This is a genomic window from Nitrospira sp. BLG_1 (assembly GCF_047338595.1).
Classification (GTDB): domain Bacteria; phylum Nitrospirota; class Nitrospiria; order Nitrospirales; family Nitrospiraceae; genus Nitrospira_D.
On the sequence record NZ_JBLFBO010000023.1, the window covers coordinates 22,037 to 42,410 of the forward strand.

Annotated in this window: 21 protein-coding genes; 13 read left to right on the forward strand and 8 right to left on the reverse strand. The window is 55.1% G+C overall.

The window, feature by feature from the left end:
• On the forward strand, positions 1–564 hold the full coding sequence (locus ACMTNU_RS14635) for an SCO family protein (RefSeq protein WP_413936008.1): 564 nt from the start codon (positions 1–3) through the stop codon (positions 562–564).
• Positions 542–2,170 carry an ABC transporter substrate-binding protein gene (locus tag ACMTNU_RS14640; RefSeq protein ID WP_413936009.1) on the forward strand — a complete coding sequence of 543 codons (1,629 nt, stop codon included), beginning with the start codon at positions 542–544 and terminating at the stop codon, positions 2,168–2,170. The genes ACMTNU_RS14635 and ACMTNU_RS14640 overlap by 23 nt, the downstream gene beginning before the upstream one ends.
• A 16-nt stretch (positions 2,171–2,186) precedes the next feature.
• Here the strand turns inward: ACMTNU_RS14640 and ACMTNU_RS14645 are convergent, their stop codons facing one another.
• The 5 genes from ACMTNU_RS14645 to queG form a co-directional block, all read right to left on the reverse strand.
• Positions 2,187–3,521, reverse strand: coding sequence for a sigma-54-dependent transcriptional regulator (locus ACMTNU_RS14645; protein ID WP_413936010.1), 1,335 nt, complete (start codon positions 3,519–3,521; stop codon positions 2,187–2,189).
• Positions 3,522–3,767: 246 nt separating this feature from the next.
• Positions 3,768–4,226 carry a c-type cytochrome gene (locus tag ACMTNU_RS14650; protein ID WP_413936011.1) on the reverse strand — a complete coding sequence of 153 codons (459 nt, stop codon included), beginning with the start codon at positions 4,224–4,226 and terminating at the stop codon, positions 3,768–3,770.
• A 256-nt stretch (positions 4,227–4,482) separates the two neighbouring features.
• Complete coding sequence (locus ACMTNU_RS14655) at positions 4,483–4,926, reverse strand: group I truncated hemoglobin (RefSeq protein WP_413936012.1); 444 nt, start codon at positions 4,924–4,926, stop codon at positions 4,483–4,485.
• Between the two features lie 61 nt (positions 4,927–4,987).
• On the reverse strand, positions 4,988–5,941 hold the full coding sequence (locus tag ACMTNU_RS14660; protein WP_413936013.1) for a multicopper oxidase domain-containing protein: 954 nt from the start codon (positions 5,939–5,941) through the stop codon (positions 4,988–4,990).
• Positions 5,942–6,476: 535 nt separating this feature from the next.
• Positions 6,477–7,490 (reverse strand): tRNA epoxyqueuosine(34) reductase QueG, encoded by a 1,014-nt coding sequence (queG, locus tag ACMTNU_RS14665; protein WP_413936014.1) that lies wholly within the window; start codon positions 7,488–7,490, stop codon positions 6,477–6,479.
• 675 nt (positions 7,491–8,165) lie between these two features.
• Here queG and ACMTNU_RS14670 point away from each other — a divergent pair.
• From ACMTNU_RS14670 to thiE, 3 genes are read left to right on the forward strand one after another with little or no spacing between them, the layout of a single operon-like run.
• The gene (locus ACMTNU_RS14670; protein ID WP_413936015.1) at positions 8,166–9,278 is read left to right on the forward strand and encodes a DGQHR domain-containing protein; all 1,113 of its coding nucleotides are present in this window, start codon (positions 8,166–8,168) and stop codon (positions 9,276–9,278) included.
• Positions 9,262–9,852: an SRPBCC family protein gene (locus ACMTNU_RS14675; RefSeq protein ID WP_413936016.1), complete on the forward strand. Its 591-nt coding sequence runs from the start codon at positions 9,262–9,264 to the stop codon at positions 9,850–9,852. The genes ACMTNU_RS14670 and ACMTNU_RS14675 overlap by 17 nt, the downstream gene beginning before the upstream one ends.
• Before the next feature lie 4 nt (positions 9,853–9,856).
• Positions 9,857–10,531: a thiamine phosphate synthase gene (gene thiE, locus ACMTNU_RS14680; protein WP_413936017.1), complete on the forward strand. Its 675-nt coding sequence runs from the start codon at positions 9,857–9,859 to the stop codon at positions 10,529–10,531.
• Here thiE and bioD read toward each other — a convergent pair.
• Both bioD and ACMTNU_RS14690 read right to left on the reverse strand, forming a co-directional pair.
• The gene (bioD, locus tag ACMTNU_RS14685; RefSeq protein ID WP_413936018.1) at positions 10,491–11,219 is read right to left on the reverse strand and encodes a dethiobiotin synthase; all 729 of its coding nucleotides are present in this window, start codon (positions 11,217–11,219) and stop codon (positions 10,491–10,493) included. The two genes, thiE and bioD, sit on opposite strands and share 41 nt — an antisense overlap.
• A 98-nt stretch (positions 11,220–11,317) precedes the next feature.
• Positions 11,318–12,094 (reverse strand): SDR family NAD(P)-dependent oxidoreductase, encoded by a 777-nt coding sequence (locus tag ACMTNU_RS14690; RefSeq protein WP_413936019.1) that lies wholly within the window; start codon positions 12,092–12,094, stop codon positions 11,318–11,320.
• A 183-nt stretch (positions 12,095–12,277) separates the two neighbouring features.
• Here ACMTNU_RS14690 and ACMTNU_RS14695 point away from each other — a divergent pair, with 183 nt between their 5' ends.
• Positions 12,278–13,021, forward strand: a complete 744-nt coding sequence (locus tag ACMTNU_RS14695; protein ID WP_413936020.1) for a hypothetical protein — start codon at positions 12,278–12,280, stop codon at positions 13,019–13,021.
• On the opposite strand, the gene ACMTNU_RS14700 is transcribed toward ACMTNU_RS14695, so the two are convergent.
• Positions 13,018–15,963 carry a proline dehydrogenase family protein gene (locus ACMTNU_RS14700; protein WP_413936021.1) on the reverse strand — a complete coding sequence of 982 codons (2,946 nt, stop codon included), beginning with the start codon at positions 15,961–15,963 and terminating at the stop codon, positions 13,018–13,020. The genes ACMTNU_RS14695 and ACMTNU_RS14700 overlap by 4 nt on opposite strands.
• Before the next feature lie 199 nt (positions 15,964–16,162).
• Here ACMTNU_RS14700 and ACMTNU_RS14705 point away from each other — a divergent pair, with 199 nt between their 5' ends.
• From ACMTNU_RS14705 to ACMTNU_RS14735, 7 genes are all read left to right on the forward strand, one after another.
• On the forward strand, positions 16,163–17,026 hold the full coding sequence (locus ACMTNU_RS14705) for an acyl-CoA desaturase (protein WP_413936022.1): 864 nt from the start codon (positions 16,163–16,165) through the stop codon (positions 17,024–17,026).
• A gap of 163 nt (positions 17,027–17,189) precedes the next feature.
• On the forward strand, positions 17,190–18,065 hold the full coding sequence (locus ACMTNU_RS14710; RefSeq protein ID WP_413936023.1) for an Mrp/NBP35 family ATP-binding protein: 876 nt from the start codon (positions 17,190–17,192) through the stop codon (positions 18,063–18,065).
• A gap of 24 nt (positions 18,066–18,089) precedes the next feature.
• A complete protein-coding gene (locus ACMTNU_RS14715) occupies positions 18,090–18,401 on the forward strand; it encodes a Rieske (2Fe-2S) protein (protein ID WP_413936024.1) in 312 nt (103 codons plus the stop codon).
• A 48-nt stretch (positions 18,402–18,449) separates the two neighbouring features.
• Positions 18,450–18,815, forward strand: a complete 366-nt coding sequence (locus ACMTNU_RS14720) for a hypothetical protein (protein ID WP_413936025.1) — start codon at positions 18,450–18,452, stop codon at positions 18,813–18,815.
• 3 nt (positions 18,816–18,818) lie between these two features.
• On the forward strand, positions 18,819–19,187 hold the full coding sequence (locus ACMTNU_RS14725) for a hypothetical protein (RefSeq protein ID WP_413936026.1): 369 nt from the start codon (positions 18,819–18,821) through the stop codon (positions 19,185–19,187).
• A gap of 3 nt (positions 19,188–19,190) precedes the next feature.
• Positions 19,191–20,126, forward strand: a complete 936-nt coding sequence (gene lipA, locus ACMTNU_RS14730) for a lipoyl synthase (protein ID WP_413936027.1) — start codon at positions 19,191–19,193, stop codon at positions 20,124–20,126.
• 44 nt (positions 20,127–20,170) lie between these two features.
• Positions 20,171–20,374 (forward strand): hypothetical protein (locus tag ACMTNU_RS14735; protein WP_413936028.1); only part of this gene is annotated, 204 nt, incomplete at its 3' end.

A 20,374-nucleotide genomic window follows, 5' to 3' on the forward strand; every position in this document is an offset into this window, starting at 1 on the left:
ATGACTCGTCTACTCAGAGTAGTCCTTAGTTGTTGGATGCTGAATGGAGGGGCTATTGCTGCGTTCGCGGACACCACAGCGCCGGTGATTCCCGATATTGAGGTGATTGATCAAAATGGTAGTACCCATCGGTTGTATTCTGATCTCATCAAGGGGAATACGGTTGCGATTACCTTCCTCTATACTTCCTGCAAAACCAGTTGCCCAGCCATGACGGGCCTCTTCGGCGCAGTGCAGCAGAAGCTGCAGGCCGGATCGCATCGTCCAGTCAGTTTGCTCTCCATTAGTCTTGATCCAGTGACTGATCGGCCAGCTCAGTTAAAGGCTGTTGCCCAACGATTTGGTGCAGCACCCGGCTGGTATTTTCTCACTGGTTCCTATCCCGATATTACTCGTGTCCTGTCCGCCTTCAATGCAGCAGGGCCGCAACTGTCTGATCATCCTTCTCTGATTCTGGTAGGGAATGATGTCAGTGGGCAATGGGCAAGGCACTATGGTCTTGCCTCTGTCCCGATGGTCATGGACCTCATTGACTCAGTGAATGGGTCGATGGCACATCGTTAATCGGATGCTGATCAAGTCTCCCTCCCTTCCCGTTCTTCTTCTCTTCTCTCTGGTAATCACGATTGCGCTGTCAGGAGAGAGTGGGGCGTGGCAGGATCCACTCACCCCGGTAGAACGTCTGGGGCGGAGCATCTATCATCAAGGTCGTGCCGAGTCAGGATTGGAATTGTTCGTAAGTTTCGCCGGGGTTGATGGTGAGCTCTCCGCCACGCTGTTCCGATGTATCCAATGTCACGGTATAGAAGGGAAGGGAACGGAAGAGGGAGGACTACGCGTGCCTCCGCTCACCCCACCGTTTTTACGAGGCTCGCATGAGTCGCGCCAGACTGGGCAGTTACGTGTGGCCTATACAGACCAGACCCTGGCTCGTGCAATCACACAGGGAATCGATGCCGTAGGCGAGTCGCTTCATTCCGGTATGCCGCGCTATCACCTCACTGATCGTCAGGCAATTGCAGTTGTTGCGTATCTGAACAAAATCGGCACCGATGACGACACAGATCCAGGTGTGACGGCAACCACAATCACTGTTGGGGCTGCTCTTCCGCTCTCTGGGCCCTTGGCTTCAATAGGACAGGATGCCCAATCAGTTCTGGACGGCTACCTCCGCAACGTGAACGAGCGGGGAGGAATCTACGGGAGACAGATTAGGTTGGTCGTTGAAGACTCTGGGCAGGAGGTTTCACAGGAAGCTGCAACTGAGCGGCTGATCAAGGCGAAACAGGTCTTTGCGCTCGTTGGAAGTTTTGAGTCGGGTGATACATCGAAGGCGCATAGTTTGCTGGAGCGAACGCAAGTCCCCTCGATAGGTCCCTTGGCCCTGTCCCCCCAGATTTCTGATCCTCCTAACCCGTACGTCTTTTACATGCTGTCTGGTTTCGATATCCAATACAGAGTGCTGTTGGATTTTCTGATATCGCAGTCTCGTTCATTGACTCGTCAGGCCCGTCCTCGGGTCGCAATCGTCGAGCCCAAAAAAACGACGGTCCTCAGACCGGTCTTTACACAAATCAGACGTCAAGCGATCGAGTTTGTTGGTGAGTATGAGTACGAACGTGGGGCACTCGCTGGAGCTGGGCTTGTCCAACGGCTGAAACAGGAGCAGGTTGATGGAATCATCTTTGTCGGTGACGGAGACGACTTTCTGGTGCTTGCCAAAGCGTTGGATCGTCTGAACCTCTCACCCATGCTGTTGGCGCCTGTCGGGATGGTTGGACAGAAAGCCTTATCCGCTCCACCTCGATTGAACTCCAAAGTCTTTCTAGCAGCTGCACTTGATCCACCAACGGAATATGACCGTGATGAACTGCAGAAGCTGGTAGGGCAACACCAGGTGCACAATTTCGGATTTTCCCGAATGGCACAGGGAGCTGCCGCGATGCTGACGGAAACACTCATGCAGGTAGGCCGGCATGTGAGTAGAAACTCGCTGGTTGAAAAGATTGAGCGATTTCGTGAGCAAGAGACTGGTGCAGGGTTTTCGCTCACATTCGGAACGCAACGACGAATCGGGAGCGTTCGTGTTCGCCTTTTTCGCGTTGCCCCAGATTCTTCAAGGCTTATCCCAGCCACCGAGTGGATGGTTCCACAAGACCATCATAATTGATTGCTCCAACAGATGATTACGAAAGGTGATGTTTCGCCATCCGGTAACGGAGTGTGTTGCGGGTCATCTTGAGGAGGCGGCTGGCTTCCGAAACATTCCCCGATGCTTTGTGTAACGCTTCCTCAAGTAGCTTCTTTTCCATCTCTTGAAATGACAGTCCAAAGGCTAATAGCGATGACTTGGGTTCGGGACCATAATCGGCCGTCGGGTGAGCGATCACAGACGATGGGAGATGATGCGGTTGGATCACCTCCTCTTTGCAAGTGATGGTGAGCCACTCAACGACATTGTGCAGTTCTCGGACATTACCAGGCCACGTGTGGCTTCTGAGGATCGAGAGTGCGGATGGGGTGATAGCCTTCACACGGCATCCCCGTTCTTTTCGGGCTCGCTCTAAAAAAATTAAGAGAATCGGCTCGATATCTTCAGGCCGTTCGCGGAGCGGGGGGATGCGGAGTTGATACACGTTCAATCGATAATAGAGATCGAGGCGGAAGCGACCCGACTTAATGTGGGCGAGCAGATCCTCGTTGGTTGCAGCGAGGATTCGGATATTGACTTTGTGGCTCTGGGTATCACCGAGAGGATCAACGGTGCGGTTTTCCAGGACACGGAGCAGCTTGGCTTGAGCGGTCTGGCTCATTTCTCCGATCTCGTCGAGAAAGAGCGTGCCACCCTCTGCCAATTGGAATCGACCAGGTTTGGCACGCTTCGCGTCAGTAAATGCACCTGGCTCATAGCCGAACAACTCCGCTTCCAAAAGTTGTTCAGGAATTCCGGCGCAATTCAAGGCTACCAGCGGGCCACGGGCTCTGAGGCTTGAGGTATGGATGGCTTCTGCGAATAACTCCTTTCCGGTTCCACTTTCTCCTGTGATAAGGACGGTTGCATCGGTCACGGCCACTTCTCGGGCCAGATGCTTCATCAAGTTCATCTGCGGTGAGATGCTGACTATAGCGGCGAAGGGATCTTGTGGTGCCGTAGAAGTCACGGGAGGAGACTGTCGGATGATCCTGCTGATCGCAGCCTGTAGATCAGCCGGGGAAACGGGTTTTGTCAGGTAATCCGCTGCACCAGCTCGCATGATGTCGACGGCGTCTTTAATGGAATGATGGTCTCCAATCACCAGTACAGGGGGAGCAGAAGGGAGCTGTTTGGCATAGTCGAAGAGCGGATCGAGAGTAGGGGGAGTTCCTTCGCTGATTACCAATAGAGGAGAAGTTTCAGACCAGCATGAGAGCCCCTCTGTGATGGTTGATGCCGATTGAACGCTGAACTGTGGGAGGGCCGCTTCGACAAGCCGGCTGAGTTGCGGATCCTTCGAGATGAGAAGTGCTTTCTGAAGGTTCATCGGAGTGCGCGCCTCCTCTGGAACCATCAATACCTAGTATAGCCTACACCCCTTGCTAGGCAGAAAAAAAGGGGAAAGCACGAAGCGGATTTCAATGGACATCGACGGAGCAGGTGTCATGCGGGATTACGTGCTGTATAGAGGGTAGTGGTAAGATTCTGAAGGGATGGGGGAATGCGTTGAGGCGAGGAAAAACAGGAGCTGTAGGCCGACTCGGTCGACCTACAACTCACATCCATTCAGCCGTTATTCCTTATCCTTACAGAAGCTTCGCTCGTACGCAATGATCGTCCAGGCTTCTTCCTCGGTGATGATGTTACCCTTGAGCAGGGCAGGCATGCCTGTCCCAGGGCTTCCGTTCTTGATGACCCAGAACAGTTCCCCGTCGTTCCGCTTTTTGTGAAATTTGCAATTCGTAAGGTTTCGTGGACCTGGTGTGAGCAGCATGCCTCCCGCACCATCACCCTCGCCACTCTGACCGTGACAATTTGCGCAGGTGCCTTTGCCTTCATAGAGTTCCTTGCCCTTGGCAAGCACGTCAGGGGTTACGGTGATCGGGCTCTTCAGTTTTCTTGCTTCCCCACGCTCAGCATCTGGAACACGCGGCTTCAGAGGGTCGGACTCGGGGCCGGACCATCCTGCCGTACTCCATAGGGCAACGGCCATAAAACTACACAACGTCACAATCACACGCTTCCGGCTCATGATTCCTCCTTGGTGATACCACGGAATGTTACGGTTACTTGCTCGCGCCGCGTGGTAAGGGGCGAACGAAAATTGATACATCTTAACATGACAATGTCCTAAGTGGCAGTGCCCATATATCGGAGCAATTGGTTAGGGCGGAGATCGGAAGGATGTAGGTCTACCAGCTTGAGGACCGCGTCAGCCAGGACCAGAAGGTCCTGGCTGATGGGAAACACCACCGTACGACCAGTGCAGTGTTGAGCACTGTCAGTCGTTACTTGGCCTCGACAATATCGCTCTTCATCGGCCCAAGGATGGCCAGGAGCTCACCCTTTTCTTTTGCCGGCACGTTGAAGGTGTCCAATGCACTGACCAGGTCCTCAACCAGCGCGCCAAAAGCGGCGTCGGTGACCTTCATTCCCTTGTGCGTGGTCTTCATATCCCGACCGGAGTAGCTGCAGGGGCCACCGGTCGCCATACAGACCTGTTCGACCAGGAGCTTGTTCAGCTTCTTGAGGTCGGCGGTGGCAAAATAGCCATTGATCCGCTTGTCACCACCCACGTTCCCGATGAACTTGGTGACCACGGCTTGAATGGCACCCTGTCCGCCGAGCCGCTCATAGAGCGAGGCTTCTGCGGCAAAGGACGTGGTGCTGGTCATTGTCCACGCAGCTGCGACGGCAACTGCGACACCCATAATCTTCTTGCTCAACGACATATTATCTACTCCTTTGTGTGAGAATGAATTGACTCGTAAAGCTCCGTGCCCCGCTCATTCATTACGGGTTCCAGGGAGTGTTGGGCATCAACTGACCCTTATAGTCCTTGGGATTCTGGTTGGCGATCACCACGGCGATCGCACCGCGCAGCGCTCCCGTCAAGGAGTGGGTCACAACCGGATAGGCTCCTGGGTTGTCCACGATCATATCGAAGGTGGCACCGCTGCCTGGACCAACCACATAGGTCTGAACACCCTTGAAGTTGTTCGCCGGGTTGCCACTCTCGTAGACATTGTCCCAGATTTCAGCGATCGGATGGAGTGCTGAGAACTCGTTCGGACCGGCATTCACGAAATAGATCCGTACGCGTTCACCGACCTTGACCTCCAACGGCTCTCCGCCAGGGAAGAATGGATGGTACTTGAAGATTCCGCCGTTGAAAATCGTGTTGTCCCACTTCCGATCAAACATCGCCTGCACATTGTCCGGGTTCTTCCAGAACTCGGATTGGACCAGGACGAATTCACGATCGGCCTTTGGCCAGGCATTGGCATCCTTCGGATCGACAATGATGGCGCCGAACATGCCACGGGCGACGTGTTGGATCATGGGGCTCGCACCGCAGTGATAGAAAAACACACCGGGCTTCTTCGCCACGAAGGAGTACTTGTGTGTCTCGCCGGCTGAAACGGTCTTGTGGTAGTTCTTCAAGAAGTCGAGCTCAGCGGCATGAAAGTCCATCGAATGCGGGAAGGAATTGTTCTTATCGCCGATCAGGGTGAAGTTCACCGTGTCGCCTTCGGTGACCCGCACGACTGGTCCAGGCATCTGTCCGTTAAAGGTCCAGGCCTTGTACTTCGTCCCGTTTCCGTCAACGACGATTTCCGTTTCCATCGCGGTGAACGTGACTTCATGGACCTTGGCCCCTGCGGACCCTGGCATCGTAATACATCCGCTGGCTCCCAGAAGGACGGCAAGTCCTAATGTAGCTGTGATCACACGAAACCTCTGCATAATTGCCTCCCTTTAGTTTGGTTTTATGGCACAGAGAGCAACGCTGTGAGCGAGTATGGTCAATTGACTCCCCTCCCACCCGCTCGTCGAGCAGTCGCCGGATCAACTATCTATCAAATTCTGATGAGAAAGTACAATACATATAGCTTCTTTTGGTCCCTCTTGAAATTTCTCTGATCATAGGTGTGACTGCCTCATCATCAACCTGAACCTTAGGTAATTGACAACTTCCTATTCGCACTAGGCACGATGCGTGCCATAGGCATAACAGCACGGCACTGTGGTGTGCGTTCAAACCATCATTCTAAAAAACCATGGTTTTTTACCTCATTTGATGAGACTGCCCTTTTGATGTATCGATTGTTGATCGGTGAGGGCAGAGGAGGGAAAATGGCGGGGAGAGAATCTAAAAAGATACACCCTGTATCCAATTCGATTCATGCCACAGCATTTTCCCGTGGTACCTGAATCGACTGCCGCAATCCGATAGTGGGCTCATTCAGGGAAAAGGGGGCATCTATCTTGAAAGTTCCGATCAAGAAGGAAGCGAGGTTGGCCGGGGTTTATTGTGCTGTGCGATGGCGATGTTTCGTTGAAACCCATGGATTTTTGCCCGCCGAATCGGGCTCTGTTGAAACAATGTGGTGAAGGTCTGTTCATCAAGTCGAGAAAGCTCATCTAAACTCGGGGCGAGGGTGACGGGTGAGGGCTGAAATGTAGTCTCGTGGGTCGGCTCGGCGCGCAGGTTGAACGGGCATACGTCGAGGCAATCATCACATCCGAATATTTTGTTTCCCATGCCTTGCTGGAGGTCAGGGGAAATCATGCTGCCGTCTCCACGGAGTTCAATAGTGAGATAGGAGATGCATCGTGTGGCGTCAACCACATAGGGTTGCACGATCGCGTTCGTTGGACAGGCTTGGATACACAGCGTGCAGCTTCCGCACAGATCGGTAGCAGGCTCGTCTACTGACAGTTCCAAGGTGGTCAGCACTTCTCCGAGCAAAAGCCATGAGCCATGGTCGGATGACACGAGATTGGAGTGTTTTCCGATCCAGCCCAGACCGGCCCGTTCCGCCCAGGCTTTCTCCATTATAGGGCCGGTGTCCACATAGGATCGTGTGTGCGCCTCTGGTACAAGGCTGGAAATGCGTGCTTCCAGTTGTTTGAGCTTGTTGCTCATCATCTTGTGGTAGTCCTTCCCCCAGGCATACCGCGCGATGCGACCATAGCCGGGCTGTTCGTTCGCACGATGGTCGGTGAGGTAAGTCATGCCGACAGAGATGATCGATCGGCAGCCAGGAAGGACCTGTCGGGGATCCGCACGTTTCTCCGGTGTCCGTTCCAGCCAGGCCATGGTTCCGTGGTGTCCTTGCCGGAGCCACTCCGTCAGGCGGTCGTAGAGACGCCGGGAAAATGGTGATTGAACCGGATGAGGTTGCCCATCACCAGGACCGACTGCCTCTTGCTCATCAGAGACGGGCGCGATCCCGACGGCAACAAAACCCAAGGCTCGCGCTTCTTGTTTGATGACCTTAGTGAGAGACATGGAGGACAGGTGGACAGATTACCCGGAAGTACACATGAATCGAACGCTGAATTTGACCGAGCAATGAACAGATTGGCATTGGCCGCAGGTACCGGTAATCTTTGTCTTCCAGTTGGTTTCCTTTTCATCGAATCGGCACTGGAGCCGGCCGCCCTTGGAGATAGTCGTCCATGGTTGTGTCGTTCCCGGTATCATGGCCACCTGGCATCCTTCCGGGAACGGAACCTGACAAGGGCGTGCGGTCTCATCTTTATCCATGGCGAAGCTGCAGGACAACTCGGTGGTGGCTCCTGCGTCATCCATCTCTTGAGTATGGGCGTTGGGAGAACTGACCAGCAGCATCAGTAGAACAGCAGAACGCGATAGGAGTGTGCTATGTCTCGATCTCATGGTTGATGATGCGAGCCCACATTATTCATGACTGTTCGTCGCGAAATTGTCCAGCCGCGTTGTGAGACCGGCGCGAGGAGCCCGGAGGCCTTGAGGCGTCCTCGTGCAGGACGTCGAAAGGCCGAGGGGCGAGCCCGCCGAGCGCAGCGGCGTCGGAACAGCGGATGGGCGATTGTAGCAGAAGAGTGATGAGTAATGTGGGCTGACACAGTCCTTTGTCTTGCGGCCATGCGGAGGCACGCGTAGAATCACCACCAGCTTCGGTTCCTACTCAAGGGAGGCCCTATGCTGGCGACACGAATCACCCAAAAAGAAGGGACGTTTTATTTCATTGCCTACAACGCCGGTGATTTGCTGGAAAAAGTTCGTTTCACGAGCCGGTACTATTTTGAAGGCGAGGAAATCGCACAGACCAAGATTGCCGAACATGATGAGGTTGCACAATTTATTGCAGGGATTGAGCGGAGTGAAAAGGGGTTTCAGCGTGTCCTGAATCGGCAGAAGATCAAGCAAATCGTCAATTTTTATGAGACCGTCGTGGCACAACCGATGATTCCCGGTACGGTGCTGCTCTTTACCGATGAAACACTTCGTTTTCAAAAAGTTGACGGTTCGGAGTCGATCGGCCACCTCAGCGAGCCAAAAGGAAAGTACCTGGTCATCGATGGGCAACATCGCCTTGCCGGACTGCATTTTTTCCACGAGAAACATCCCGATCAGAGCCTGCAGGTCGAAGTGCCCTGTCTCTTGTTCGACGGGCGGAGCGCCGACTTTGCGACGGAGATGTTCGTCATCATCAACTCGACTCATACGCGCATCAACCGATCACATCTGGTCGATCTGTATGAGAAGGTGTCGTGGGAGAGTCCGGAAAAGAAGTTCTCGGCGAAAGTCGTCAATCTGCTCTACAGCGAGTCTGACTCGCCGCTCCAGTACAAAATCAACCGCCTTGGAGGACGGAGTAGGCAGGAGAAATGGATTCTTCAGTCCGAGGTGTTCAACGAACTATTAAAAGTGGTGACAGCCCATAAACGCTGGATCGAGTCTCATTTGGATATGAAAGCTGACCGGTGCTATGCGTTGGTGCGGGACTACCTCAAGGGCGTCAAGGATGTGATGGGTGAGATCTGGGGCCAGAATGAGCGCTACATGTTCACACGCGACGTTTCTCTCAAGGCGTTGATCCGGGTGCTGGACGACCTGATTGTGGATCGTAAACTCATCAGCGCCTGGGAGGAACAACGGTCACACCAACCGTTTGCTGAGTTGGTGAAGCCCTGGGCTACGCTTATAAAGGATTTCCGAGCCGATGGTTTTTACGAACGATTCCCAGCCAAAGGCCAACTTGAACGGGTTCGCAAGATTCATCAACGGTTGTTGGATGCGATTGTGGGATAGACGAACAGCCTGCTCCTCGGTCCTGCTCGCAGGTGGTGCGTTCGGCCTGCTCCTCTTCATTGTGACCGATGGTATGGGGATGGCTGCAGCACCGATGGATGTGCTTGAGGTTGCTGCCGCTTCTGGTGGTGGTACGAGGGCGACCGCACAAGTCGTTATTCCAGCCCCACCGATCGTCGTTCAGCGATTGTTAACCGATTACCCTCATTGGCCGGATCTCTTTGACATGCGGATGCATGTGGCAGCCGTCAGCCTCCAGGACGGGGTGGCCACAACCGATCTTCGAATTGAGCATCCCTTGATGCCAGGCGAACGCCGGTTAGTCACGGAGTCGAGGGTCTTGCCGAGCGGAAGTCTCGTTACGGACCTGAAAGGAGGGGACTTCAAACGGTACCATCGAGTCTGGAAGCTGGAATCCACGGGGGAGGGGAATCAGACACGCGCCGATTTTGAACTCGAGGTTGAAGTCGAATCCTTTGTGCCGGACTGGCTTATCGTGATTGCGATGCGGCAGGAACTCGAAGCGCACTTTCGTATCCTCAAACAGAAAGCAGTGGAACATTCCAAACGGTAACGATATGTCGAAGTCGGTAAATGAGAAACGACGACCTACATCGGTACACGATGGGCTCTATGTCATTCTTGATCCATCGATCTGTCCCGATCGTTCACTCGTGGATGTCTTAAAGATTTCTGCCGCAGCTGGTGCCAAGAATTTTCAATACAGAAACAAAACGGCTTCGATGAAGGTTGCCTATGCAGAGGCGTTGGCACTGAGGAAGGTCGCTCAGGAACTCGGTGTCCTCTTCATCGTCAATGATCGGTGTGACTTGGCGTTGGCCGTGGATGCGGATGGCGTGCATCTCGGGCAGGGGGATCTACCGTTTCATCTCGCACGAACCGTCATGGGGCCTCACAAGCTGATCGGTCTGTCAACGCATAATCACCAACAGATATTAGCGGCGACGGCTGCTGGCCCTGACTATCTCGGATTTGGCCCGATCTTCAAGCCGGGTTCGAAGACGGATCACGATCCCGTTGTTGGGCTAGCCGGGTTGAGAGGCATTCGCTCGTTGACGCCGCTTCCGATCTTTGCCATCGGGGGGATTACGCTTGATCAGGTCGAGAACGTGATGCGGGCAGGGGTGAACGGAGTGGCGGTGATCTCCGCAATCATCAAGGCAGCGGATGTGCGGCAAACGGTCAGCGATTTTATCGCGCGGATCTCCTCACCAATTGTGCCAGCTTCGTAATGGCTGCAGACCTGGCCAAATGTTGGACGGCAGGTCGGAATCGTCCTGGCATGCCTGGCTCATAGGGAAGGGGGCCCAGCACTGGGACGCCTGCTAGTTTGCGAAGGATCTCCACCGTGGTCCGCTGTTGTAAGCGAGCGACGGCGGATCGAGCCGATTCGGTTTGGTTGAGGACCAGAGCGAGGATGGGAATTCTGCTCTGCCGCAGTGCCTCAATAGTCAGCAACGCATGATTGATGCCGCCCAACCCAGATCGCCCGACCACGATAGCCGGAAGACGCAGCGATTTAATCAGATCCGCGACGGTGCTCTTTGGCGTAATCGGTACGCGCACCCCGCCCACTCCTTCTACAATCATGGAGTCGTATCGGGTGGATAGGAGTCGGTAGACCTTTTTGATTGTCTCCAGGTTGATGGCCTGTCCTTCCTCTTGTGCCGCAGCCAGCGGAGCAACCGGCAGTTCAAATGCATAGGGACGAATGGCGCCCAGCGGTTCGTCACTTTCAATGATGGATCGGAGCCGTGCGGCATCGGACCGGGTTTCTCTTAAAGGTGAGGTCCCGGTTTCAATCGGTTTCATCACGCCGACCGTGATCCCCTGTTTCTTCAAATAAAGCGCGAGGGCAGCAGAGACCAGAGTCTTTCCGACTCCCGTATCAGTTCCGGTGATAAAGATGCCGTGATTCATCGGTAAGAGCTGATAGCGTATAGCATAGAGCGTATGGTTTCGAAACAGCCTATGTTGCTTCTCCTCTTGCTATAAGCCATCAGCGATATGCCCTTTGTTCACAAAGGTCTGCTGTCGCAGTTCCATACCTGCCCTGAGATGTCGTTGAGCTGGGCCAAGTGAACGACAGTTCTGGCCATCTCCTCGCTTGCCGGGGGGCGGCGGAGGTCATGGTCTAGCCACCCGCTGTCTTCAGGAAAAATGCCCTCCGTCAAGTCGGTCCTCTGCCAGCCCGGTAATACCAAATTCACGCGAATATTCTGGGGACCCCACTCGCGTGCAGCGGTTTTAACGAGCCCAATTAAGCCAGCCTTTGAAGTCGCATAGGCGCTCTGTCCCTTCGCACCGTGAAATCCGGTGTGTGAGCCGATCACCATGATGGAGCCTCCACCACGAGCGAGGAGGACAGGAGCACAGGCGCGTAAACAGTGAAACGTGCCGGTCAGATTCGTAGCGATGACATTGTCCCAGATGTTGTCAGAATGGCGCACGAGCAACTCGCTCTGTCCAATTCCGGCGTTGCAGACTATGGCGATGGGGCCCTGGGTGTCGCTGGAAAATTGATCGAACATGCATCGCACAGACTCGGACTCCCGAATATCTGCGGCGTAGACTTCACCGGTTCCCCCGACCTTGCGGACTCGATCCAATGTCGTGTCGGCTGCGGATTTGTTTTGATAGTAATGGACACCCACATACCATCCGATCTGTCCAAATGCCTGGCTGATCGCGCGCCCGATCCCTCCGGAGGCTCCAGTGACGAGGACGGATGGACGACCTGCCTGTTTCCCTCGTTGATCTGTTTCAGTTGGTATCGGTGATGTCCGATATTCCATATCTGGTAAGGATTATGCGGCGTGAGGCTGGGCAAGGCAAGTATGAGATCTGTCTCTGCGCAGTACTGATCGGCTTGCCGCTATTGTGATAGCTATGGTACCGTGAAAATCACGTTTCTGTCGTGCGCTGAAATGATGAAACCTGGAGTGGCTATGCGATTGGTCTTGAGGGTGGGAGTTTGTGTGTTATTGAGTCTCTCGGTCTGGTCTGGGATCGGTGGGGCGGAGGAGCCGTTTTCGATTACCAAGTCCGAAGAGTATTTTCCTGATACGGTCGGCAGTCGGTGGACCTATCGCGGTCAGATCAGCGAGGGGCCGTTGCAGACGATTGAACGGAAATTTTTTGAGAATGTGTCCACGGTCTCGGGGAGTAAGACTCTCAATGGCGTGATGGTGACCGTTTTTCATGACACCAACCCGGGCAATCATGGAGGCTCGGATAGTTTTTATCGTCGGGATGCAGTCGGGATTGTCTATTACGGATCCGAGCCTGGCACGCCACTGGAAAAACAGATTACGCCCTATCAGATTTTTCGGTTCCCCCTCAAAGTGCCGTCGTCGTTCCAACAGTTCGATCGAACGGGGCTCGATTTCGGAAGCGATATGGATCGTGATGGGACGGACGAAACAGTGGACACACAGGGGTGGAGCAAGGTGATCAGTCGAGATATTGTCACGGTTCCAGCCGGCACGTTCCATGATGCGATCAAGGTTGAAGCGCGCATGAACATGCATATTCACTTGTCCGGCAGCAAGCGCACGGTCTCAGGCATCGATGTGATGACGGCGTGGTTTGCCAAAGGGGTTGGCCTTGTGAAATACACCGAGCGCCAGGAATTGTCCGCCGTCAAAGAAGACCGTGGCGTGGTGACGGAGATCACGGAAGAGCTGGAAGAGTACGAGATCAAAACTGCCAAGGGTCACTAAGTCGATTCGAATCCCCGGCGGAGAGTATTCTCACTTGTGATGTGGGTGATCATGAATTGGGCTAAGTAGTCTTCCCCGCCGGCTTTTGCACCGACCCCTGATAAACGGTGTCCCCCGAAGGGTTGCCGAGCAACGAGTGCCCCGGTGATGGGGCGGTTCACATAGAGGTTCCCCACATCGAACTGCTCCCGGGCCATGGCGAGATTGGCGGGGCTGCGTGAGTAGATCCCGCCGGTTAGGGCGTATCTGGTCATATTGGCCATCTCCAGCGCTTCGGCCATGGTTGTTGCGTCCATAACTACTAGCACCGGACCAAAGATCTCCTCCTGCGCCAATCGATCGTTCGGCCTGACATCAGCGAATACGGTTGGGCCTACGAAGGATCCCGGTCCCTCCGTGGTCCGGCGAACGATTACCCGATGACTCGCCATACCCAGTGCGATGAATTCCTCGATGCGCCGCTTGGCTCGATCATCAATTACAGGACCGACTTGTGTGCCGGGATTGCAGGGATCACCCAGTCTCAGACTCATCACGGCCTCACGTAGCCGTGCAAGAAACTGGTCATAGACACTGTTCAATACGATGGCGCGGGAACAGGCCGAACACTTCTGTCCCGCGTAGCCCGTGAACGAGGCGACCACGCCGGCGATGGCTTCGTCGAGATCGGCCGTATCGTCGATGATGATGGCGTTTTTGCCGCCCATCTCCGCGATCACCCGACGCACCATGGTCTGACCGGGCTGGATGGTCGCTGCGCTAGCCCATAACCCCAGGCCTACATCTTTCGATCCGGTGAAGGCGATTGTGACGATCTCCGGATGCTCGGACAATGCCCGTCCGATCTCAGGGCCGCCGGGGAGGCCATACAAGACGTCGGCCGGTACGCCGGCTTCATGGAACAGGTCCGTCAATAGAACTCCTAACAGGGATGCGCGCTCGGAGGGCTTGAAGAGTACAGAGTTACCGGTCACCAGGGCAGCACTGATCATGCCGGCTGGAATCGCCAACGGAAAGTTCCATGGAGCGATGACCGCAGCCACCCCACGCGGGCGATACCATCGCTGATTGAGTTCTCCTGGATACTGTCCGAGTCGCAGCGGCTCACTGAGACGTGTCATCTGCTGAGCATAGAACTCCAAAAAGTCGATGGCTTCGGCCACGTCGGCGTCGGCCTCTCGCCAGGACTTGCCGACTTCAAAGATTTCCCAGGCGGCCAGATCGTACCGGCGCTGGCGCATGAGTCCAGCCGCACGCCGCAGTACCGCGATCCGTTCCGCTGCGGGACGTCTCCCCCAAGCCACGCCTGCCGTCACGGCAGTGCCTACCGCGGCAGCGACGTCGGCTGGTGAAGCCGCCTGAACGGTCGCGACGAGTTCATCAGACCGCGCGGGATTACGCGATGCCATCAGGGAGCCGGTCAGCTGGTTCCCTCGAATGCTTGCCGGCCAGGTCCGTCCCAGCTCGGTTCGTACCCGGTCGATTGCGGTCTGCATCGCCGTACGGATTTCCTGCCGGGAAAAATCGCTGTGCGGCTCGTTGACAAACGAATTGCGTTCTCTAGAGTGTGGCAAGGTGGAAGCGGGGACAACCGGTGGGGCGAAGAGGGTCGCCAACGATTGTGACTCCACATACTCTTTCCGTAGAAACGATTCGTTCGAGGTGTTCTCCAATAATCGCCGGACCAGGTAGGCCATTCCCGGGAGTAACCGGCCGACCGGTGCATACAATCGCACGCGCCGGCCATGCATGACCATCGCATGCTGAAACGGTTCCGCCATCCCGTAAATCATCTGATACTCGACCGTCTCAGGACTGCACCGGTGCGCGTCCATCATCGCTTCGATGACGGCCAACGTCCGCAGATTATGTGTGCCGAACGCCGGGCGGATGATCTGCCGGTGGTCCAGGAGTAAGGGCACAAGGGCCTCATAGTTCGTGTCGGTCTCTGCCTTGTGTTCGAACAGCGGGACCGGCCGCCCGGCCTGACGATAGTGCACCGTGTCCGCATCCCAATAGGCTCCCTTCACCAGCCGAATTGTGATCGGACAGTTCCGTCGGTCTGCCCAGATGATGAGAGATCGAATGTCCTGTTCGGTTTCCCGATGATAGGCTTGCATCGCGACGCCGGCATGGGGAAATGTCCGAAACGCCGGTTCGTCAAACAGGTTCCGGAATAACTCGAGCAGTAAGGTCTTCGTCTCCGCCTGCTCCATGTCGAAGATCAACCCGCATCCGTGGGCCGCCGCCTGTTCCACAATCGGGCGCAACCGGGCCGCCACGGTTCGATAGGTGCCGAGGGGATCTATCGGGTCCAACCGTGAGGTCAATGCGGAGATCTTCAGGGAGAGTTGCGCCCTCGGCAGAGAGCCAAGATGATCCCGTTCCAACTGCGTTATTGATGGCCACATGTCGACAGTCCGGCCCAAGTGGCTCAAGGCCTCGAGGCATCGATCCCGGTACCGGTCCGCCTCGACGTCGCTGATTGTGGCCTCGCCGAGCAAATCCACCGACCAGGCACGACCATCTTTCCAGAGATTCGCCAGGACAGGGAGCGCTTCCTCCACCGAGCTCCCGGCGATGAAGGTTCGGGCCATCTGCTCGACCTGATGGCGGATAGTTTTCCCCGTGATGGCGGCCCCCACATTTGTCGCTGCCAATGCTTTGAGGCCCCATTGCAGTCCGAATACCTGGCCGTGGAGAGATCCAAAGTACTCTTCCGCCAACCGTACGACAGCCTGATCCGAGGCGACGGAAGGGAGCACATCGATGAAGCGGAACAGCTGGACTTTGAACGTAGGATCTTTCATCGCCAGGTTGATTACGCTGTGTGACCACCAGTGACTGTCGAAGATGGTCGGAGTGCGACCGGCCGATAACTGGGCCAAATGCTGTCCGATTCGGAGTACTGTTGCGTCGAATACAGACGGATTCATCGTCATGTCTGCTCCCGGGAGGTTGTCCTGGCGTTCATTGTCAGTATACTCCGGCCATCGTCACGCAAAGCATCCGGAAATCGATTGTGCCCACATACCGGTTGAAAACGAGAACCGGTTTCGCTAGAGTACGGTCTCCGCAACACGTTCACCGGAGCCTGTTTGCCATGGTGGACCTCAGCTTGGGTTATCAGCGAGAGGACACATGGCCAAGACAGAACAGATCGCCCCGCCCCTGACATCAAGATTTTCCTACGGCACCTGTCTCCTCTTTTGTGTGATCGCCACCGCCACGATCGTTGGCGTTCCCCTCTATGGCTACTATATCGGCTATACGCTGTTTGACTGGATGCACTTTTTCGTCATGTACATCGTGACGGGGATGGGGATCACGGTCGGCTATCACCGGCTGGTGGCGCATCAGAGTTTTGACTGCCCGAATTGGGTCAAGCGGCTAGCCTTGATCGCCGGCGGATGGGCACTGCAAAACTCGGCGCTGGTTTGGGGTGCAGACCACATCCGCCATCACGCCCGCACGGACACGGACGAAGACCCCTACAATGCAACGAGGGGATTCTGGCATAGTCACTGCGGTTGGCTTTTTTATAAAACACCGTATCGTATCGGCAAATACCAAATCCGGCTGCGCCGCGATCCGGTCATTCTCTGGCAACATCAGTACTACTGGCCGATCGTCCTCTCCGGCCTGGTGATTCCCTTTTGTGTCGGGTTCTGGTGGCATGGCACCGTCCTGGGCGGTATCAGCGGACTCCTCATGGGCGGTTTATTCCGGATGTTCATGGTCCTCAACTCGACCTTCACCATCAACTCCCTCTGCCATATGATCGGCAGTCAACCCCACGGGACACAGGACAGTAGCCGCAACAGCTGGCTGATCTCCTTCATCAGCTTCGGCGAGGGCTATCACAACTACCACCACACCTACGCCCGGGATTACCGGAATGGCCCACAGTGGTACAACTTCGACCCGTCTAAATGGATCATCTACGCACTGTCGCTGGCCGGTTTGGCCACCAACCTTCGCCGCCTGGACCCATCAGTCTTTTGACCCTCACGACAGTCCCCTGTTCGCATCGGAGGATAGTCCGACCGGCCCATGTTATTTTGCGTATTCCATCGTTTATGATACTGAAGTGTGCGTGTCATGGTGACTCGATTGCCCTGTTGTTGAGCACAGTGAACGGCGAGTCCAATCAGAGGGGAGAATCGATATGGCTGATGAGCATGGCCATGGGGCACAGCAGCCCCAGGCAAAAGATAATTTGATCCCAGGAGTCAAGCACGTCATCGCAGTGAGCAGTGGGAAAGGAGGCGTCGGGAAATCCACGGTTGCCGCGAATCTGGCTTGTGCGCTGGCGGCCACCGGTGCAAAGGTTGGTCTATTGGATGCCGATCTGTATGGCCCCAATATTCCGATGATGATGGGGAGCACCACTGGCCCTGAGCAGAAGGATGGCAAAATCGTTCCGGTGGAAAATCACGGGGTAAAGCTTATCTCCATGGCGTTTCTGGTGCCCGAGGAAGCCCCGCTGGTGTGGCGTGGTCCGATGGTCCACCAGTACTTGCAGGCGTTCTTCCGTGATGTCCTCTGGGGAGAGTTGGATTATTTGTTGATTGATTTGCCGCCAGGGACTGGCGATGTGCAGCTCTCTTTGTCGCAGATGGTTCCGTTAGCCGGGGCGGTGACCGTGACGACGCCTCAAGAAGTTGCGCTCTACGATGTGCGAAAGGGCATGGCGATGTTCCAGAAGGTGAATGTCCCGCTTCTGGGCATCATCGAGAACATGAGTTACTTTGTGTGTGGCCACTGCGGCGAACGGACGGAGATTTTTTCGCATGGAGGTGGTGAACGGGCTGCGGCCAAAGTCGGCGTCCCGTTCCTTGGACGGATTCCGATTGATCCCGCCATTCGCGATGGTGGAGATACCGGCCATCCGATCGTGGTGGCCGATCCGGCCTCTCCGCAAGCCGTTGCGTTTCGAGAGATTGCGAAGAAACTCACGGATGAGCTCAAGGGGACTGGGAACAGCGGTTCGTCGATCGACAGTTTGCTTAAGAAAATCAAGCAGCCGTTCAGCAACAATTGATCGCGCTGACGTTGGAGGGAAGACATGCCGGAGTTCGTACGGGTTGCGGCGCTCGCAGATATCAAGCCAGGACATGGGATTGTGGCGGAGACTCACGGGAAGACACTGGCTGTCTTCAATGTGGATGGGACAATCCACGCGATCAATAATACCTGTTGTCATCGAGAAGGGCCGCTGGGAGAAGGAGAGTTGGACGGTCAGGTTGTGACTTGTCCCTGGCACGGCTGGCGATTCAATGTGACGACCGGTGCTTGCGTGAACAATCCATCCGCGAAGGTGGAGGCCTATCAGGTAAAGGTCGAAGGGAATGATGTGACCGTTTTGCTTGAACCCTGACGCATTGTTTTCTGGATTTTCTCATGAGCCATAGGAGAGGAGTCACGCATGCCTGTCTCAGCCAACGATCAAACTGATATTGCTGCGGCACTCGTTCGTCTCTATGTGTTTCTGGCGCAGTATCTCGATCGCTGCTTCGATGAAGCGGCTCGGAGAGATTATCCGGATTCGGAATTGCAGAAGCATTTGGATGAGACTCGCCGACAACTGATGGATATTCTGTCGGTCAATCCCGTCGTGAAGCGGAAACTCGCCGATGAGTGTGATCGAATCTTGCACTTGGGCGCGTCTTGTTTGAAACTTGGTGTGGCCGATCTTAAGACTCGTGAGGCCATTCAGGCCGAGCGCGCTGTTCTCAAGAGCAAGACCCTTGCACTCAGTGATCTGGTGGCTGTCTACCGGGCCTTAGCATGAGCCATGGCGCAGGCTGGTTTTGACAAACATCAACTGGCCGGGTTGGATGATAGAGAGCGGGGATTTAGCCGTCCGGTTGAGTTTGAGCAGGCAGGTGAGGGCTATCGGGCCGTTTTGCGGTATGAAGCTGTTCGCATTGCAACAGAGGTCCACCCATCTCAGGATCACGCACTCACGGTTTTGATCCAGACCTTACAGGCTCAAGGCTACCGGCAGCTCAAAACCCAACTGAGTTTTCGCAATGGAGTGTACCTGGGATCGCAAGAACTCTGGGTGGAATATCCGGATCCCTTACAAGCTGATTCGGCGCAATCGAGTTTCTTTGAGAAGATCAAGAGTTGGTTCAGACCGGGTCCTGTGAATGGGTCATAACTCATGACGTTTGTTCCTCTCGGTCATCTCCGGGCCTCGTCTGCGAGCGACCCCCAGTTGTCAGCCATCAGCCATCAGCCATCAACCAACGACCGTCCTCGACTTCCCGCTTGGTTCAAAGTTACTGCGAAGACCGGTCCTGATTATCTCGATATTAAGCAGACCATGGAACGGCTTCAGCTGCATACGATTTGCGAAGAGGCACGCTGTCCGAACCGATGGGAATGCTGGAACGCCCGTACGGCAACATTCTTGATTCTCGGCGACATCTGCACGAGACGCTGCCACTACTGTTCAGTGGAGACGGGACGACCACTTGCGGTGGATGTGAATGAACCACATCGTGTTGCAGAAGCAGTACGAGCTCTAGAGCTCCGTCATGCGGTGATCACGTCGGTCAATCGTGACGAACTGCCGGACGGTGGTGCAGGGGTGTTTGCCGAAACAATCAGGCAGACGAAGCGGCTGAATCCAAGCTGTACAATCGAAGTATTGATCCCAGATTTTGAAGGCAACGACCAGGCCCTTGCAACAGTCTGTGCAGAGAAGCCGGAAATTCTGAACCACAATATTGAAACGGTAAGGCGGCTTTTCCCATCGATTCGACCTCAAGGGAAATATCAGCGATCGATTGACCTACTGGAAAGGGCGAAGCATCATAGGATGAAGACGAAGTCTGGACTCATTCTTGGGATGGGGGAAACGATCGATGAAACGCGCGAAGTGATGCGAGATCTTCGAGCCGTCGATTGCGACATCATCACGATTGGTCAGTATCTCCAACCCACGAGAGAGCATCTGCCGGTCGTACGATTCTATGATCCATCCGAATTTGCCTTGTTGAAGGAAGAAGGCCTTGCGATGGGCTTTGCTCATGTGGAGTCAGGTCCGCTCGTACGCAGCTCCTATCATGCGGAGCGGCAGGTAGTTGGGGCATAGTTATGGTCGAGCATTCATCTATATGAAGCACAAAACTAGACTTGATGTCGACCTTTCTTCATATCATTATCTATCACCTGCCCAAGGACCAGGTCCCGTACCAGGAGCTGGGGGCAGGTTTCTCGATCGGCGCAATCGGGAGCAAGTCGCCAAGAGGCATATGGCGGCATTTTCAATGGATTTTATATTCATTCTGGCTGGTGCTGACGAACGCCTCTCCGCTCAAGATTGAAGAGTTCGACGATATT

Coding starts and splice junctions, on each gene's coding strand:
- ACMTNU_RS14635 (WP_413936008.1), top strand. CDS start 1: ATGACTCGTCTACTCAGAGTAGTCCTTAGTTGTTGGATGCTGAATGGA.
- ACMTNU_RS14640 (WP_413936009.1), top strand. CDS start 542: ATGGGTCGATGGCACATCGTTAATCGGATGCTGATCAAGTCTCCCTCC.
- ACMTNU_RS14645 (WP_413936010.1), bottom strand. CDS start 3,521: ATGAACCTTCAGAAAGCACTTCTCATCTCGAAGGATCCGCAACTCAGC.
- ACMTNU_RS14650 (WP_413936011.1), bottom strand. CDS start 4,226: ATGAGCCGGAAGCGTGTGATTGTGACGTTGTGTAGTTTTATGGCCGTT.
- ACMTNU_RS14655 (WP_413936012.1), bottom strand. CDS start 4,926: ATGTCGTTGAGCAAGAAGATTATGGGTGTCGCAGTTGCCGTCGCAGCT.
- ACMTNU_RS14660 (WP_413936013.1), bottom strand. CDS start 5,941: ATGCAGAGGTTTCGTGTGATCACAGCTACATTAGGACTTGCCGTCCTT.
- queG (WP_413936014.1), bottom strand. CDS start 7,490: ATGTCTCTCACTAAGGTCATCAAACAAGAAGCGCGAGCCTTGGGTTTT.
- ACMTNU_RS14670 (WP_413936015.1), top strand. CDS start 8,166: ATGCTGGCGACACGAATCACCCAAAAAGAAGGGACGTTTTATTTCATT.
- ACMTNU_RS14675 (WP_413936016.1), top strand. CDS start 9,262: ATGCGATTGTGGGATAGACGAACAGCCTGCTCCTCGGTCCTGCTCGCA.
- thiE (WP_413936017.1), top strand. CDS start 9,857: ATGTCGAAGTCGGTAAATGAGAAACGACGACCTACATCGGTACACGAT.
- bioD (WP_413936018.1), bottom strand. CDS start 11,219: ATGAATCACGGCATCTTTATCACCGGAACTGATACGGGAGTCGGAAAG.
- ACMTNU_RS14690 (WP_413936019.1), bottom strand. CDS start 12,094: ATGGAATATCGGACATCACCGATACCAACTGAAACAGATCAACGAGGG.
- ACMTNU_RS14700 (WP_413936021.1), bottom strand. CDS start 15,963: ATGACGATGAATCCGTCTGTATTCGACGCAACAGTACTCCGAATCGGA.
- ACMTNU_RS14705 (WP_413936022.1), top strand. CDS start 16,163: ATGGCCAAGACAGAACAGATCGCCCCGCCCCTGACATCAAGATTTTCC.
- ACMTNU_RS14710 (WP_413936023.1), top strand. CDS start 17,190: ATGGCTGATGAGCATGGCCATGGGGCACAGCAGCCCCAGGCAAAAGAT.
- ACMTNU_RS14715 (WP_413936024.1), top strand. CDS start 18,090: ATGCCGGAGTTCGTACGGGTTGCGGCGCTCGCAGATATCAAGCCAGGA.
- ACMTNU_RS14720 (WP_413936025.1), top strand. CDS start 18,450: ATGCCTGTCTCAGCCAACGATCAAACTGATATTGCTGCGGCACTCGTT.
- ACMTNU_RS14725 (WP_413936026.1), top strand. CDS start 18,819: ATGGCGCAGGCTGGTTTTGACAAACATCAACTGGCCGGGTTGGATGAT.
- lipA (WP_413936027.1), top strand. CDS start 19,191: ATGACGTTTGTTCCTCTCGGTCATCTCCGGGCCTCGTCTGCGAGCGAC.